The 15,713-nt window shown below is 66.1% G+C and carries 15 protein-coding genes and 1 pseudogene; 7 read left to right on the plus strand and 9 right to left on the minus strand.

The annotated features are described in order from the left end of the window. The 4 genes and pseudogenes from WG208_RS03890 to WG208_RS03905 all read left to right on the plus strand — a co-directional run. Positions 1–644 (plus strand): annotated as a pseudogene (locus WG208_RS03890) (hypothetical protein); the annotation flags it as partial. 151 nt (positions 645–795) lie between these two features. Then, positions 796–1,167 carry a four helix bundle protein gene (locus WG208_RS03895; RefSeq protein WP_337170018.1) on the plus strand — a complete coding sequence of 124 codons (372 nt, stop codon included), beginning with the start codon at positions 796–798 and terminating at the stop codon, positions 1,165–1,167. A 244-nt stretch (positions 1,168–1,411) separates the two neighbouring features. Further along, positions 1,412–1,900, plus strand: coding sequence for a PAS domain-containing protein (locus WG208_RS03900; RefSeq protein WP_337170019.1), 489 nt, complete (start codon positions 1,412–1,414; stop codon positions 1,898–1,900). 165 nt (positions 1,901–2,065) lie between these two features. After that, entirely contained in the window at positions 2,066–3,613 is a 1,548-nt protein-coding gene (locus tag WG208_RS03905; protein ID WP_337170020.1) for an alkaline phosphatase D family protein, read from the plus strand. Positions 3,614–3,739: 126 nt separating this feature from the next. Here the strand turns inward: WG208_RS03905 and WG208_RS03910 are convergent, their stop codons facing one another. From WG208_RS03910 to WG208_RS03930, 5 genes are all read right to left on the minus strand, one after another. Beyond that, on the minus strand, positions 3,740–5,569 hold the full coding sequence (locus WG208_RS03910) for a cation:proton antiporter (RefSeq protein WP_337170021.1): 1,830 nt from the start codon (positions 5,567–5,569) through the stop codon (positions 3,740–3,742). A 65-nt stretch (positions 5,570–5,634) separates the two neighbouring features. Next, positions 5,635–6,636, minus strand: coding sequence for a DUF2891 domain-containing protein (locus WG208_RS03915; protein ID WP_337170022.1), 1,002 nt, complete (start codon positions 6,634–6,636; stop codon positions 5,635–5,637). Between the two features lie 112 nt (positions 6,637–6,748). Further along, positions 6,749–7,702, minus strand: coding sequence for a DUF979 domain-containing protein (locus WG208_RS03920; protein ID WP_337170023.1), 954 nt, complete (start codon positions 7,700–7,702; stop codon positions 6,749–6,751). After that, positions 7,699–8,433: a DUF969 domain-containing protein gene (locus WG208_RS03925; protein WP_337170024.1), complete on the minus strand. Its 735-nt coding sequence runs from the start codon at positions 8,431–8,433 to the stop codon at positions 7,699–7,701. The genes WG208_RS03920 and WG208_RS03925 overlap by 4 nt, the downstream gene beginning before the upstream one ends. Before the next feature lie 55 nt (positions 8,434–8,488). Beyond that, positions 8,489–9,247 carry a MerR family transcriptional regulator gene (locus tag WG208_RS03930; RefSeq protein ID WP_337170025.1) on the minus strand — a complete coding sequence of 253 codons (759 nt, stop codon included), beginning with the start codon at positions 9,245–9,247 and terminating at the stop codon, positions 8,489–8,491. A gap of 200 nt (positions 9,248–9,447) precedes the next feature. On the opposite strand from WG208_RS03930, the gene WG208_RS03935 reads away from it, so the two are divergent. Further along, entirely contained in the window at positions 9,448–10,788 is a 1,341-nt protein-coding gene (locus WG208_RS03935) for an amidohydrolase (RefSeq protein ID WP_337170026.1), read from the plus strand. Then, a complete protein-coding gene (locus WG208_RS03940) occupies positions 10,785–11,741 on the plus strand; it encodes a ChaN family lipoprotein (RefSeq protein ID WP_337170027.1) in 957 nt (318 codons plus the stop codon). The genes WG208_RS03935 and WG208_RS03940 overlap by 4 nt, the downstream gene beginning before the upstream one ends. 150 nt (positions 11,742–11,891) lie before the next feature. On the opposite strand, the gene WG208_RS03945 is transcribed toward WG208_RS03940, so the two are convergent. Next, the gene (locus WG208_RS03945; protein ID WP_337170028.1) at positions 11,892–12,377 is read right to left on the minus strand and encodes a hypothetical protein; all 486 of its coding nucleotides are present in this window, start codon (positions 12,375–12,377) and stop codon (positions 11,892–11,894) included. 116 nt (positions 12,378–12,493) lie between these two features. Beyond that, entirely contained in the window at positions 12,494–13,054 is a 561-nt protein-coding gene (locus WG208_RS03950; protein WP_337170029.1) for a hypothetical protein, read from the minus strand. A 100-nt stretch (positions 13,055–13,154) separates the two neighbouring features. On the opposite strand from WG208_RS03950, the gene WG208_RS03955 reads away from it, so the two are divergent. Continuing rightward, on the plus strand, positions 13,155–14,216 hold the full coding sequence (locus WG208_RS03955; RefSeq protein WP_337170030.1) for an NAD(P)-dependent alcohol dehydrogenase: 1,062 nt from the start codon (positions 13,155–13,157) through the stop codon (positions 14,214–14,216). Between the two features lie 33 nt (positions 14,217–14,249). On the opposite strand, the gene WG208_RS03960 is transcribed toward WG208_RS03955, so the two are convergent. Together WG208_RS03960 and WG208_RS03965 are read right to left on the minus strand one after the other, a co-directional pair. Next, the gene (locus WG208_RS03960) at positions 14,250–14,927 is read right to left on the minus strand and encodes a methyltransferase domain-containing protein (RefSeq protein ID WP_337170031.1); all 678 of its coding nucleotides are present in this window, start codon (positions 14,925–14,927) and stop codon (positions 14,250–14,252) included. A gap of 66 nt (positions 14,928–14,993) precedes the next feature. Next, positions 14,994–15,713, minus strand: a complete 720-nt coding sequence (locus WG208_RS03965) for a polysaccharide deacetylase family protein (RefSeq protein ID WP_337170032.1) — start codon at positions 15,711–15,713, stop codon at positions 14,994–14,996.

Genomic DNA, 15,713 nt, shown 5'->3' on the forward strand with positions numbered 1-15,713 from the left:
GGCAGCAGGGGCAGCAGGGGCAGCAGGGGCAGCAGGGGCAGCAGGGGCAGCAGGGGCAGCAGGGGCAGCAGGGGCAGCAGGGGCAGCAGGGGCAGCAGGGGCAGCAGGGGCAGCAGGGCCAGCAGGGACAGCAGGGACAGCAGGGACAGCAGGGACAGCAGGGACAGCAGGGACAGCAAGCGGGTGGCGGCGCGCCTAACGGGTCGAATGTGGGGGCACCGCGTCAGGGCGGTTCGCCGCGCTCACAGGCAGGCGAAATGACGCCCGGCGGGTCGCCGATGAACGGTCTGATGGCCGGCGATGCGACCCAGTTCGCGCGCGAATTCCGGCTGCGTCGTGAGAACGCGGAAGGACTGCGACGGGAGGCCGCCCAGCAGGGAATCGATACGCGGGATCTCGATCGCGCGATCGAGGGATTGCGGCGCCTGGAGAACAGTCGCGCTTTCGGCGATCCGAAGGGGCTCGCAGAATTGCAGGCCGCCATGCTGGAGCGGCTCAAGGACTTCGAGTTTGCCGCCCTGCGGGCCGCGGGACTGGGAACCGATGGCCGCCCCGCCGTCGGCGCGCGCGCCGCGGTACCGGGGGAATACCGGGCGTTGGTGGAGGAGTACTACCGGTCGCTGGCGAGGAAGGGAGGGAAGTAGGCGACTCGGGACTACGGGAGCTGGACCTACGGGAGCTGGACCTACGGGAGCTGGAACCACGGGAGCTGGGACCACGGGAGCTGGAGTAACGGGGGGTATGGGCGCGTAGATCTGGTTACCTCCCTTGGCTCACCGACTCGTATCCTGTGCCATGCCAGATCTCCGAAACCTCCGCGTTCTCGCTGCCGCACATGATCTCAGTGCCGCCGTGCACGAAGCAGCCTCGGGCCTCGATGTGTCCAAGGTTCCAGGGCTGCGTGCCCAACTGCTCGCCGCCGTCGACGCGATTCCTGCCAACATTTCCGAAGGCGCCGGACTCGGCACGGATCAACAATTCGCCCGGGGCATCTCAATCGCGCTGGGCTCCGCCAATGAGGTCGGCTCTCACCTGAGGGTTGCTCGCGCGTCCGAAGCCCTCGATGAACGCACCGTGCGCCGATGCCAGGCAAAACGCGCCGTGGTGTGCCAAATGCTGGAGCGACTGCTGCGTGTCGTCCGCTCCCGCCTGGCCTACTCCCCGTAGTTCCAGCTCCCGTAGTCCCAGCTCCCGTAGTCCCAGCTCCCGTAGTCCCAGCTCCCGTAGTCCCAGCTCCCGTAGTCCCAGCTCCCGTAGTTCCAGCCCCCGTAGTCCCCCCGTGGTCCCGCCCCGTGACACCCTTTGCCCCTTTTCCCCTCAAGTCCTCCCTTCCCCTTCCGATCCTCAAAGACAACGAGCGTGGTTGCCGCCGATGTCGGTGGGGGCCGCTCGCGCCCGTTATCGCAGTCCAATGCCTCTCGATACCACCTCAAAGTTACTGGCCCCGTTCCTCCATCGGCTGACCGACGAGGATCTGGACACCATTCCGTACGGCGTCATCCAGCTCGATCCCATGGGATACGTCGTCTCCTACAATCGCGCCGAAGCCGAGAACGCCGGCCGCCTCACCCGTCCCCTCGGCCTGCACTTCTTCCGGGACGTCGCCCCCAGCGCCGATGTGCCCGAATTCCACGGACGCTTCCAGCGGGGCGTCGCCGAAGAACACCTCGACGTCACCTTCGCTTTCACCTATCACTGCGATCTGATGCCGCGGCGCGTGCAGGTGCGACTCTATCTGTCGCCGCACACCCGTTCGGTGTGGCTTTTTGTCGCCCGACCCGACGGCACCCCGCTCGACTGGCCCGCGGTCGAATCCGAGCGCGGGTTCCTGTCCGACCATGCGCCACGCTTCACCGGATTCGCCGAACTCCACGCCACGGTCGATTCGCTCCTCAGCTGACCGGGCCTGACGCGGTGGGCCGATGATCCTCACCCCTTCATGCGATATGGGGTGAGGCGGGAGTCATCGACACGCCGGGAACCGGCACAGCCGTTCAGGTATCACCTCGGCAACGAGCCCCGCATGGCGCTCGCGTTTCTGCGTCCCAGGCGTAGCGTAGAGCGCATGGAACGTCGACTCTTTCTCACCGACATGGCACGATACGCGGCGCTCTGCGCCACCGTGCCCAACATCTGGCGTGTCACCTCGCGGCCCGGTTTCGCCGAGGATCCTTTTGCACTCGGCGTCTCCTCCGGTGACCCCACGCCCACCGGCGGCGTACTCTGGACGCGCCTCGCGCCCCGCCCCAACGAACCCGATGGCGGTATGGAGGGCATACGCCCGACCGTCGACTGGGAGGTGGCCCACGATGATCAGTTCAAGAACATCGTGACCAAGGGACGGGCCACCGCGGGACAGGAGCTCGCGTACAGTGTGCACATCGACGTCGATGGCCTCGAACCCGATCGCTGGTACTTCTATCGTTTCATGAGCGGCGGGGCGACGAGTCCCGTCGGTCGTTTCCGCACGACACCGGCCGACGGCGTGCGCACTACACCGCTGAACATGGCGTTCATGTCATGCCAGCGCTGGGACCAGGGCCTGTTCACGGCGCTCGGACACGTCGCCCGCGAAGAACAGCTCGATCTCGCCGTGCATCTCGGCGACTACATCTACGAAGGGGCGAGCCCGTCCACGGCGGTGCGCAAACATCAGGGTCTCGAAGTGCGCACCCTCGAGGACTACCGTCGACGGTATGCGCAATACAAGAGCGATCCACTGCTGCGCGCCGCGCACGAACGGTGTCCGTGGCTCGTGACCTGGGACGATCATGAGGTGGACAACAACTATGCCGGCCTCGTGGGCGAGAACATCATGGAGTCGACCGAACAGATGCACCAGCGTCGCGCCGCCGCATATCAGGGCTGGTGGGAACATCAGGCCGTGCGCGTGCCGCGCGTGAAGTCGTGGGCCGATCTCAACATCACGCGCACCATCAACTGGGGCACACTGGCGCGCTTCTACATGCTCGACACACGGCAGTACCGCGACGATCAGGCGTGTGGCGATGCGATCAAACCCATCTGCGCCGAAACGCTCGATCCGAAACGCACCATGCTCGGTGACGCGCAGGAACAGTGGTTGTACAACGGACTCGGCGCGTCGAAGTCACACTGGCAGGTGCTGGCCAACTCGGTCATGATGGGGCCGTACGATGCCGCACCGGGACCCGAAGTGCGCGTCTCGATGGATCAGTGGGGCGGATACCCCGTGGCCCGCGACCGACTGCTGGGTGAGATCGGCAAACGCGCGCCCAATCGCACCGTCGTCATCACCGGGGACATCCACACCAACTGGGTGCACGAACTGCACAACGGCTTCTCCCGCCCCGATCGCCCCGTGATCGCCACGGAATTCGTCGGTACCAGCATCGCATCCGATGGCGATGGACGTGACATCGACGCCGCGCGCCTGTCGGCCATGCAGGCTGAGAACCCGCAGCTCAAATGGTTCTCCGCGCGCCGTGGATACGCACGCTGCCGCATCGATGAACAGGCCTGGAATGTGGACTACCGCACGGTGCCGTTCGTGACGAAGCCCGACGCGCCCGTCAGCACGGCGTCGTCGTGGCGGGTGCAGCACGGAAAGCCGGGGGTGGAGAGGACGGGCTAAAGGCGAACTACGAACTAGGAACTACGGGAGCTGGAACTACGGGGGCTGGAACTACGGGACCCACGGGACATGAGACCCACAACCCAGCTGTTCACCCCCAAACCGTAAACTCCAAACCCTGAACGCCTATGTGTTCCCCGCAAGCCCCACCGAATGAAACTCGCGCGTCGGCATCCGCGCGCCGCCGCGCAAGGTCTGAATCACATCGTCCGCGCGATCGTCGTCGCAACCGATCGAACGCAGACTGTGGTACGCCATGCCGAACGCCAGTTCACGCTCTCCCATGAGCGCCTTGCTCACGCCAAGCCGCTCGAAGTGCTCCTGCTCCTGATCGGTGTGGGTGCGCACGATGATGTCGATGTCGGGATTCTTCGCCCGCACCAGCTCGATGACGTGGCGCGCGTGATACGGATCGGGGGTGGCCACCACGAGCAGCCGGGCGAATTCCGGCTTGGCATGTTCGAGGATGCCCGGTCGTGTCGCATCACCATACACGGCCGTCACGCCCAGCGTGCGCATCGCGTCCACCACCCGACGATCCTGATCGATGGCGATGAACGGAATCCCCACGCGCTGCAGTGCGTCACCGATGGTGCGCCCCACCCGCCCGTACCCGATGAGGATCACGTGATTGGCCGGTGTCGCCATCCAGAGATCGGTGGTGTAGAGCCGGGGGGCTTTCTGCCGTTCCAGTTTGTCGAGGAGTCGCGGATACCGCGCGAGCCATTCCGACAACCGGTCCATCGCCAGGAACAGCAGCGGATTGAGCACGATCGTCACGAGCGCCGCCGCGAGGATGAGACTGCGCGCTTCTTCCGTCAGCACGCCCAGTGACACCCCGATGCCGGCGAGAATGAACGAGAACTCGCCGATCTGTCCGAAGCTCGCCCCCAGTCGCAACGACGCACCCAGGGGATGCCGCAGCAGCACCATCACCACGGCCGCCACCAGGGTGTTGCCCAGAATGATCACACCCGACGTGAGCGCCACCCGGCCGGGTTCGTGCAGCAGCACCGCCGGATCGATGAGCATGCCCGCGGCCACGAAGAAGATCACCGCGAATGCATCCTGCATCGGCAACGCATCCGCACCCGCCCGATAACTCAGATCCGATTCACTGATCACCACCCCGGCCACGAACGCGCCCAGCGCGAACGACACTCCGAACAGCGACGCGGCGCCGACGGCCACACCGAGCGCGACGGCGAGAATCGCCAGCGTGAACAACTCCCGCGATCCCATGCGTGCCACATGCGTGAGCAGCCACGGCACCGTGCGTCGTCCCACGAATGCCATGAGCGCAATGAATGCCGCCACTTTGAGCACGGTGACCGCGACGACCTTGAGCAGTCCCAGCCCCACGGCTCCGGCAGCCGTACCGCCCGCCCCTCCCGGGGCGCTGTGCAGCACGTCCCGCACACCCGGGGCACCGAGCGTTTCGAGCACCGCCGGCAGCATCACCAGGGCCACGACCACCACCAGATCCTCGGCGATCAGCCACCCCACGGCAATACGGCCGTCGAGCGAATCGAGCAGACCACGATCCTCGAGCACCCGCAACACCACCACCGTGGACGCCACCGACAGCGACATGCCGAAGACCACGGCGGCCGGCGCATCCCATCCCCAGCTGAACGCCAGCGTGGCACCCAACCCCATCGCGATCGTCATCTGTATCACCGCGCCGGGCAACGCAATCCGCCGCACGCGTATCAGATCGCCGGGCGAAAAATGCAATCCCACACCGAACATCAGGAGAATCACCCCGATCTCCGCGAGCTGACTCGCCAGCGAGATATCGGAGACGTACCCCGGGGAGTGCGGGCCCAATGCGATACCGGCGAGCAGATAGCCCACCAGTGGCGGCATCTTCAGCTTGGCGGCGACGAGACCAAAAAGAAATGCCACGCCGAACGCCGCGGCCAGCGTGACGAGAAGACCAGTCTGCACATGCATGGACGGAAAGCTAGCGACGCGGGGAAAACTTCCCGTGATCGGCGGAACCCGGCGGCACCCTCACGTCAGCCAGCCATCATCGCGAGCAGCGCAAACGTGGCCAGCCAGTGCTCGCCGGCGTAGTCCCCCGCCACCCACGGCAGACTCGCCTGCAGATGACGATCCGCTGCCTCCAATGCCCGCCCACGTCGCTGATCGCCCGGCGCCATCGTGGTCGCCAGGGCCTGCCAGCACCACGCACGACTCAGATTGAGTCCATCGAGATGCGCGATTTTGCCGTCGGAGCGATCACTCACTTCCGCCGGTGTGAACAACGTACCCGGCTGCCCCTGCGCGAGCCTCGGCAGGAATTCGGCGAACCAGTCGTGAAAGGCATCCGGTGACAACACCCAGCGCATGCACTCGGCTTCCATCAACGCCGACGACAGGAAATCGTCGCCACCCGGCTCCCACGCCTGACAATCGTGGTCGCTCAGATACCACCGACGGGCCGTCCCGCGCGCCAGCGCGCCGAGTTCCGCGACCGTCGCTTCACCCGTGTCACCATCGGTGTATTCGAACAGCAGGCGCAGGGCGAACGCGGTGTTGTAGTGCGTGCCCACCCGCACCGGATAGGTGGCCCGGGGCAGGAACGCCAGGAAACGCTGCACAAAACACTCGGCGAGCGGCGCCAGCACCGCCGCCCAGCGACGTCCCGCGTCGTCGTCATGCCGACGCAACTCCGCCGCCAGCATCAACAGCCACGCCCACCCATACGGACGTTCGAAACCGCCGCGGGCCGAATGCGCGGCGTACGCCACTTCGGTGGCCATGCGCGATTCGGTGAACTGCGCGTCGAACTGTGCCGAGATGCGCGCGCTGATCTCGAGATCGGGATGGAGCCGGCGTATCGTGGCCAGCAGCCAGTACCCATGCACGCACGAATGCCAGTCGAAGCTGCCGAAGAACACCGGATGCAGTATCGAAGGCGACTGCACGTCTTCGGCGCCCAGCAGAACGTGATCGAGCTTGTTCGGATACTCGCGGGTCACATGCGCGAGCGCGAGGCGCGCAAAATGCGTCGCCATGTCCCGGTCGGGCCGTGCAGGCCCCCGTTCAGTATCGGAAAAGCCGGAGTCGATGTTCATGAGAAGAGGTGCGGCATGCGCGGACATGCTCGGCATGCACAGGCATACACAGTCAGCGGGGATAGGCGAAGTACGTCAGCAGAGCGATGTTGACCGCCAGCAGCATGAGCGCCGTGGGTACCTGCGCCTTGATGACTCCGTATCGATCACGCAACTCCAGCAGCGCGGCCGGCACGATGTTGAAGTTTGCGGCCATCGGGGTCATCAGCGTACCGCAGAACCCCGAGAGCATGCCGATCGCGGTGACGATCACCACGTCGCCGTGATACTGCTGCACCACCAGCGGCAGTCCGATGCCGGCGGTCATCACCGGGAATGCCGCAAACGCATTGCCCATGATGATGGTGAACAGCGCCATGCCCACGGCGTAGGCCGCAACCGCCGCCGTGGGAGTGCCCAGTGGCAGATAGGTGGTGGCCAACGTCGCAATGATTTTCCCCACGCCGGCCGATGCAAACAGCACGCCCAGTGCGGCGAGTGACTGTGGCAACACGGCCGCCCATCCCACCGAGTCCATCAGACGGCGGGCTTCCACAATGGGTGCGTGAATGGGCGGCCGCAGCATCACCAGCGCGGTCAGCAGCGCGAGCACCGTGGCCACACCGAGTGCGATCTGCGTGACCTGTTTTGGGTCCACCAGTGGTGTCCCGCCAATGCTCACCCGTCCAAGCAACAGACTGCCGAGGAACGTCGCCACCGGCACGACCAGCACCGGCACGAACAGGCGATTTCCCCACCGCTCCGCCGAGAAGATCCGATGTTCGGCCGTCGCCGACTCCCGTGTGCTTGATGACAACCCGAACGACGCGGTGGCCACCATGAGCAGCACCAGCACCCCGTTGGTGAAATCGCCCAACCGTGTGCCGAGCAGGAAGATCACCGCATACACACCCCAGAAGATCGTGTTGCGCCAGCGTGTATGACTCCGGCTGTCCAGCGCGTTCACGATGGCCACACCACCCACCATCAGTCCCATCAGCCAGTAGATCGCCTCGAGACGGATCATGTCGTGGCGCTCCCCTGACGGAACGTTTCGGACGTCTCGAGCGCGTCCTCCATGTCGGCCGCGGCCGTTGCCGATTCCCGCCGGAGCCTGCGATCCAGCAACAACAGGCGGGTGCCGTGAATGACGAACGCCGCGATGGCCGTGGGGATCGCCCAGCGGGCGAGATGCAGCGGTTCGACGAGGATGCCGTTCTGCTCGAGAAACCCGCGAATGAGCAGGATCGAACCGATGGCCACGAACACATCCTCGCCGAAGAACACGCCTACGTTGTCGGCGCCCGCCGCCATGGCCTTGATACGCTCCCGCGTGGACTCGGCCAGCGGTCCGTGCGCATTGTCCGCAGCCCCCTCGGCCATCGGTGCCACCAGCGGCCGCACCATCTGGGCATGCCCACCCAGCGACACGAGCCCGAGCGCCGCGGTGATCTGCCGGAGGGCGAGATACACCAGCAACACCCGGCCGGCCGTGGCGGCGCGGATCCGACCGATGACTTCGCGGGCCCGTTCCTTGAGCCCCGATCGTTCCACCACGCCGATGACCGGCAGCACCAGCCACACGATGGCGACGTACCGACTCTCCACGAACGCGTGACCGAACGCCGCGATGACATCGTGCAGCGACTGGCCACTGGCGAGTCCGGTGGCCAGCCCGGCCAGTGTCACCACCAGCAACGCATTGAGCCGCAGCGCAAATCCGACGATGACGATGAGAATGCCGATGAGGGGAAGCATGGCGGCCAAAATGCAGCCCGGAAGAGCCGGCCACCATGCCCCCCGCTCATCGGCCTCACCCCGGGCCGCCGCCGATCTTCGCGAAGACCTGACTCATGTAGGCGAACATCGACGGATCGGGCGTGTGGGGCTGCACCGCATTGATCTGCGCGTGCTCCTGCTGATACATCGTCCGCACGCTCGCCGCGATATCGCGATTCCCGCCGGTGAAGGCGTTCACCAGCTCACGCCAACGCCGCGCGAGCGCCTGGAGTTCGGGATCGTCCGGCCCCGTCCCCTTGGCCATGTGTGCACGGACTGCGGGGATCACCTCGGCCCAGGCCTGCTCCACTTCGCGGATTCGCTCGGCGCCCAGTTCCGCGCCCCGCGCCTGGATGTCCTGCAACTGCTCTGGCGTGAAGTACTTCTCCATCATGATCGTGCCCTCGATGATGCGACACAGGTCCGTGAGCGGGACGTGCGTCGCGGTCTGCAGATGGCGCGCCAGGTGCTGCAACCGTTCCGTCAGCCGCTGCGTCTGCGCGAGTTGCGCCTGCAGGCGGTCGAGATGCAGTTGAATGACGCGCTGGGCCGAGAAGGCGCCGCCGTCGAGCAGGCGCCGGATCTCCTCCAGCGGGAACCCCGTGGCGCGCAACGACTGGATCTGCTGGAGCCGCTGAACATCCCCGTAGGTGTAGAGCCGGTGGCCGGCCGGCGTACGCCCGGAGGGGACCAGCAGTCCGATCTCGTCGTAGTGGTGCAGCGTGCGAACCGACAGCCCGGTGTGCCGGGCCAGCGCGCCGACTTTGAGTGGGAGTGACGGAGTCGACGACATGCATGCACCTCGGAAACAGGGGACTGGATGTGACCACATGCCCGGATGGGTGGCCACGAGCCGCAGCCTAGGCCCTCACGTTACGTGAGGTGCAAGGGGGGCACCATAAAATTCCCGCCATTGGGGCGCGACGCGGTATCCTTGCGGTATTCTTGAAGATTCGTCCCGGAGTTGCAGGGCTTCTCCCGCACCGTGCCGTCATGCGCCGATCTTACATCGCTCTATCCGCCTTCGGGCTGGCCGCGACGACCGCGGCCACCATCGCGGCCACGCCCGTCGAGGCGCAGCCGGCAACCCGGCCCTCTCCGCTCGTGCTCGAGGTGGAGAAGCGTCTGCCTGCCGTCATGCCGAGGGTCATCGCCTGGCGCCGGGATCTGCACGAACACCCCGAGCTCTCCGGCAGCGAGGTCCGTACGGCAAAACTCGTCGCCGATCATCTCCGCGCACTGGGCATCGAAGTGCGCACGGGCGTGGGAGGCCACGGCGTGGTCGGTGTGCTCAAAGGCGGCAAGCCGGGTCCCGTGGTCGCGCTGCGCGCCGACATGGACGCGCTGCCGGTGGCCGAGATGGGGGATTTGCCCTTCAAGTCGAAGGCCACCGGCACCTACCGCGGGCAGACGGTGGGGGTGATGCACGCCTGCGGGCACGACACCCACACGGCCATGCTCATGGGCGTGGCGGAGATTCTGGCCGGCATGAAGGCCCAGCTGCCCGGCACGGTGAAGTTCGTCTTCCAGCCTGCCGAGGAAGGACTGCCCGATGGGGGCACGGGTGCGAAACTCATGATCGCTGATGGCGTGCTCGAAAACCCCAGAGTCGATGTGATCTTCGGACTGCACGTGGGCAATGCCCCGCTGGGGCAGATCAGCTATCGCCCCGGCCCGTCCATGGCCGCCTCGAACAATCTCACCATCATCGTGAACGGCAAGCAGTCGCATGGCGCGATGCCGTGGGCCGGCACCGACCCCATCGTGGTGGGCTCGCAGATCGTGAGTACGCTGCAGACCATCATCTCGCGGCAGACGGATATCAGCACGGTGCCGGCCATCATCACCATCGGTGCATTCCAGGGCGGTGTCCGCAGCAACATCATCCCTGACAGTGTCGTGATGCTCGGCACCATCCGGACCTTCGACCTCGGCATGCGCAAGGAGATCTTCGAGCGCGTCGCCCGCACGGCGCAGATGGTGGCCTCTGCCTCGGGGGCGACGGCACGCGTGGTGATCGACAGCGGCAATCTCGTCACCCGAAACGACAGCGCGCTCACGCTCCGCATGGTGCCCACACTGCAACGCGCGGCCGGTGCAGCCGGTGCACAGCAGGCCGCGCTGTGGACGGCGTCCGAGGATTTCTCCTGGTATCAGGACCGTGTTCCCGGCTTGTTCTTCAATCTCGGCGTGACACCGCCCGACAGGGACTGGCGCACGGCGCCCAGCAATCATTCACCGTATTTCTTCGCCGACGAAGGCGCATTGCCCACCGGCGTGCGTGCCATGGCCAGCGTGGCCGTCGATTATCTCCTGAACCCCCTCCGCAAGTGATCACCCGTCTTTTTTCCGGACGTCATGGCGCCCCGGTCGCGCTGATGGCGTCCCTCGTGCTCTTCACGGCGTGTGCGTCTGGGGGTTCGGCGAATGCACGGCCCGTTCCGCAGGCCGCGGTGCGCGTCTACGACACGAAAGCCGCGAAGTTCGTTCCCTTTGCGCAGCTCATCGACGTGGCCGCGCAGCGGGACTTCGTGTTCTTCGGCGAGCAGCATGACGATCCCGCCACGCATGCCGCCGAACATGCGGTGCTGGCCGCCATCGGCGCGAAGCGTCCGCAGGTGATCGTGTCGCTGGAGATGTTCGAACGCGATGTGCAGCCGCTGCTCGATCAGTATCTCGCCGGCACCATCTCCGAAGCCAACTTCCTGGCCGGCGCCCGCCCCTGGGAGCGCTACACCACCGACTACCGTCCCATGGTGGAGCTCGCGCGTGTGCATGGATGGACGGTGGTCGCCTCCAACATTCCGCGTCCGCTGGCCAACGCCGTGAGCCGTCGCGGACTCACCGTGTTCGACACGCTCAACGCCCGCGACAAACGTTACATCGCCCGCGAGCACGAATGCCCGCGCGATCGGTACTTCGAGCTGTTCTCGGCGGTCATGAACGGCCACAGCGCCGGCGGCGGACCACCCACCGTTGCCGATGCCGCACAGCAACAGGCCATGACCGTCCGTTTCTACGAAGCGCAGTGTTCGAAGGACGAAGCCATGGGCGAAGCCATCGCCGACGCCTGGCGCGCGGCGCCCAAGGGCACGCTGGTGTATCACGTGGATGGCGCGTTTCACAGCGACTACGGCCTGGGCACGGTGGCCCGCGCCAAACGCCGCGCACCGAACGCGTCGGTGGTGATCATCACGGCCGTTCCGGTGGCCGATCTCGCCAAAGCCGACCCGGCGGAGCACAAGGACAAGGCGGACTACGTGATGTTCACGCGAGCGCCGAAGTAACGCGGTTACGGGTTGGGGGTTCAGGGTTTGGAGGTGAACAGCCGGGTTTTGGGTGACGGGTCCGTGAGTCCCGTAGTTCCAGCCCCCGTAGTTCCAGCCCCCGTAGTCCCAGCTCCCGTAGTCCGTAGTCGCCGTAGTCCGTAGTTGCCGTCAGCCCCCGTATCCCCTCTCCACCAAAAACCCCCGCACCTTCTCCGGGTCCCTCTCCACCTCCAGCGATCCCGGTCGCAGCCCGCTCCGCACCAGTACACCCGTGCCATCGGGGGCGGCGATCACTACGGCGTCGGTGGTGATGCAGACCACTTCCGCGGTCTCCGAGAGCTGCATCGGATGACCGGAGAAGTGCATGGTGGATCCTTCCTTGATCCCTTCCCCCGACATCGCGCCGTGCGGTTCGCTCCACGACACGCCGGTGAACAGCACGATGTCGTTGCCGCCGGCACTGAACGACTCGTGGGGGACACCCAAGACACCGGGCGTGGGCTCGATCTCCGCCCGCAGCCGATAGGCGTCGAACAACGATTCGACATCGGCCGTGTCGATGCCGATGCGCACCGCTTCGCCGTCCTGCAGGACGATCGTCACTTCATGGTCGGCCACGGCCATGCCGCGCCATGCGCCACGTAAACGGCGCATCGCCTCGATCGTTTCCGTCGTGGCCTGGAATCGGTACTCGCGCAGAACACACCCCTCTGAGGAACGACATCGGGAATCCGGGCCATGCCGCCTCGCGAATCCCTTCTGAAATGTCGCTACTCGGCCCGCCTGAGCACATAGGCATGGCGGAACGCGAAGGTCTCGTCGTCCACCCACTCCTCGTTGAGCAGCCGCACTTCACCGGCGCTCACCACGAACGTCTCCCGCTGCCGCGCCCGGAGCTCCCCCTCGGGCAGACTGTCCGTGCTCTCCAGCACCAGATGCAGCGGCAGTCCATTCCGGCCGCCATCCCGGGCAACGACATCGAAAGCCTGATGCCAGCGAGCCGAGCTGTTTCCCCAGCGCGCCGTGGCCATCGGGCCGTCGAAATGGAGATGATCGATGCGCGTGGCCACGTGTCCGCTGGGGTCCTCATAGCGGAACTGCAGCTCGAGCCCGTCCCTGTCCGGCGCCGGCAGCACCGTGAGCTTCGTCTGCCGCTTCACGCGCACCCCCAGCACACTGTCGGGCACTTCGAGCGTGCCCTGCCATTCGCCCATCATGCGGCTGTACAGCTGATCGCGCTCGAGCGGCTGCGTCAGCCGCGCGGGGCGCGAGCAAGCCGTCGACACGGTCAGCGCGGTGATGGTGATGAGGAGAGCGAGCGTGCGGCGCATGGGGGGAACCTCCGGAGACAACTGGCGCTCAGCGATGCCCATTTGACGCATCGAGGGCCGAAAGGGTTGCATGCACCGGTACCACCCCCAGCTTTCGGGTATGATCCCTGCACTCGGTATCGCCGCCTTCGACGCGGCCGGCCCATTGGGCCCCTGGCGTTTCGAACGCCGCACGCCCGGCCCCCGTGATGTCCAGATCCAGATTCTCTTCTGCGGCATCTGCCACTCCGATCTGCACACCGTGCGCGGTGAGTGGGGCGGCATCACCTATCCCCAGGTGCCTGGCCATGAGATCGTGGGACGGGTCGTGGCCGTGGGGCCTGATGTCCGCAAATGGCGCGTCGGCGAGCTGGTCGGCGTGGGATGCATGGTGGACAGCTGTCGCACCTGCGAGCCGTGCCAGGCCGGTCTCGAGCAGTACTGCACCGAAGGCAACACCGGCACGTATGGCGGTGTGGAGAAGGAAACCGGACGCCCCACGCAGGGTGGCTACTCCACGACCATCGTGGTGACGGAAGACTTCGTGTTGCGTGTCCCGGAGAACCTCGATCCGGCAGCGGTCGCGCCCCTGCTCTGCGCGGGCATCACCACGTGGTCGCCACTCCGTCACTGGAAGATCGGGCCCGGCAAGCGGGTGGGCGTGGTGGGCATCGGGGGGCTCGGACACATGGCCGTCAAGCTCGCCGCCGCGCTCGGCGCGGAAGTGACCGTGTTGACCTCCTCCGCCTCGAAGGTGGCCGATGCCAGACGCCTCGGCGCTCACGATGTGATCGTGGCCGGTGATGCCGCGGCCATGCGCGCGCATCGCAATACACTCGACCTCATCATCGACACGGTCAGCGCGCCACACGACATCGAAGCCGAGATGCGTCTGCTGCGTCTGGACGGCACGCTGTGCCTGGTGGGTGTCTCGCCGGAAGCGCACCCCATGCCGGCGGCATTCACGTTCATCGGCAAACGGCGCGCACTCGCGGGATCGCTCATCGGCGGCATCGCCGAAACCCAGGAGATGCTCGATTTCTGCGGCGCTCATGGCATCACCGCCGACATCGAACGTATCGCGGCCGCTGATGTGAATCAGGCCTACGAACGCATGCTCCGCTCGGACGTGAAGTACCGCTTCGTGATCGACCTCGCCACCCTCGAGGCGCCCGCGGCCTGAACCGAACGCGGGCGCCCCGGGGACATCACACGCTCAGGGCGCCTGCGTTGCCATCTGGAAAGTGCTGCCGTGAGGCACCATCGCCTTCACGGTCCAGCGGACGTCGCGGGCATTGGTGATGGTCACACGATCGAGTGTCGTGTAGCGCGTGTCGAGCGCGGCCCACAAGGCGTCATTGCGTTCCTTGCCGTGCATCGAGACGAGCAGGACTCCGTCGGAGGCAAGCATCGACTCGTAACGTCGCACACCGGCCAGGGTGTCGTGCAGGTAGTAGATGCTCTCGTTGAATACGATGATGTCGAATCGCTCGGTGGTGGTGAATTCGTTCATGTCCCCCACCACGAATCGTGTGACGGCATTCGCCTTCGCCTGGGCGCGCTGGATGGGTTCTTCGAAGTCCACACCCAGGTAACAGGCCACCGCACCGCGCAGCTGCTCCTGAAACACGCCTTCCCCACAGCCCACGTCGAGCAACGATCCACCGGGCTTGAGATACGCGGCATACCCCGCGAGCACACTGTGATGCGCGCGCTCGTCGAGATTGCGGAGCCAGTCCCACCCCCCCGAGGCATACTCGGTATTCCACCGTCGTTCGCGATCCATGTGCAACGCCCGGCGTACCGCACGGGCCAGACGGGCGCGCCACGGTAAGGCCTGCGGATCCGTTCCGACCGCGGGATGGGCCGATGCCGACGACAGACGGGAGGACATGACGGAGGGGAGGTGGGAGAAGGAGCGGAGCGCTGGCGGGAAGAACGTCTCTGACGAAGGCGCGTGTCAGACGAGAGAAGGCGTGAGCTGCAGCTTGGCGAACTTGAGAGCGAAGTGCGTGAGCGACAGCGGTCCGCCCACGCTCATGCGTCCCAGACGCAGTGGGTCGGAGCGTCGCCGGATGGCGCGCCGCTTGAGCGTAACCGCACCGGCGAATCCCGCCTCGCGCGTCCGCTGCACCGTGAGCCGGTCATGCGATCCGTAGGGGAACGCCACGCTTTCGCAGGGCGCACCGAGCGCCTGTTCGAGATCCTCACGGGAACCGGCCAGTTCTTCGTGGGCCGTCACCCCATCGAGTCCGCGCACACGGCGATGATGACGGGTGTGCGCGCCCACGTCGTGTCCGGCCTGCAGCAGCGCGCGCAGGGCCGCCCCATCGAGCAGACGCGCCGGCGGTGCGGCCGGATCCCAGCGATTGCGATCACCGAGATAGGCGCTCACCGCGTAGACGGTACACGGCCAGCCGTGAGTCGCGAGACAGGGGAGCGCATGCGTCACCACACTCTCGTAGGCATCGTCGAAAGTGATGGCCACGGGGCGGGCCGGCAGGGTCTGTTCGCCACGCTGCCAGGCGAGGATCCGGCGGATGGTCACGCCCGTGTATCCCATCCGCGCCAGCCAATCCATCTGCCCCGCGAACGTGTCCGGCCGGACAAAATTGGTATCACCCGCGGCCGAGGACGGCGGGACTTCGATGCGGTGATAGCAGAGCGCGGGAATCCACAT

It is taken from the genome of Gemmatimonas aurantiaca, assembly GCF_037190085.1.
Lineage (GTDB): Bacteria > Gemmatimonadota > Gemmatimonadetes > Gemmatimonadales > Gemmatimonadaceae > Gemmatimonas > Gemmatimonas aurantiaca_A.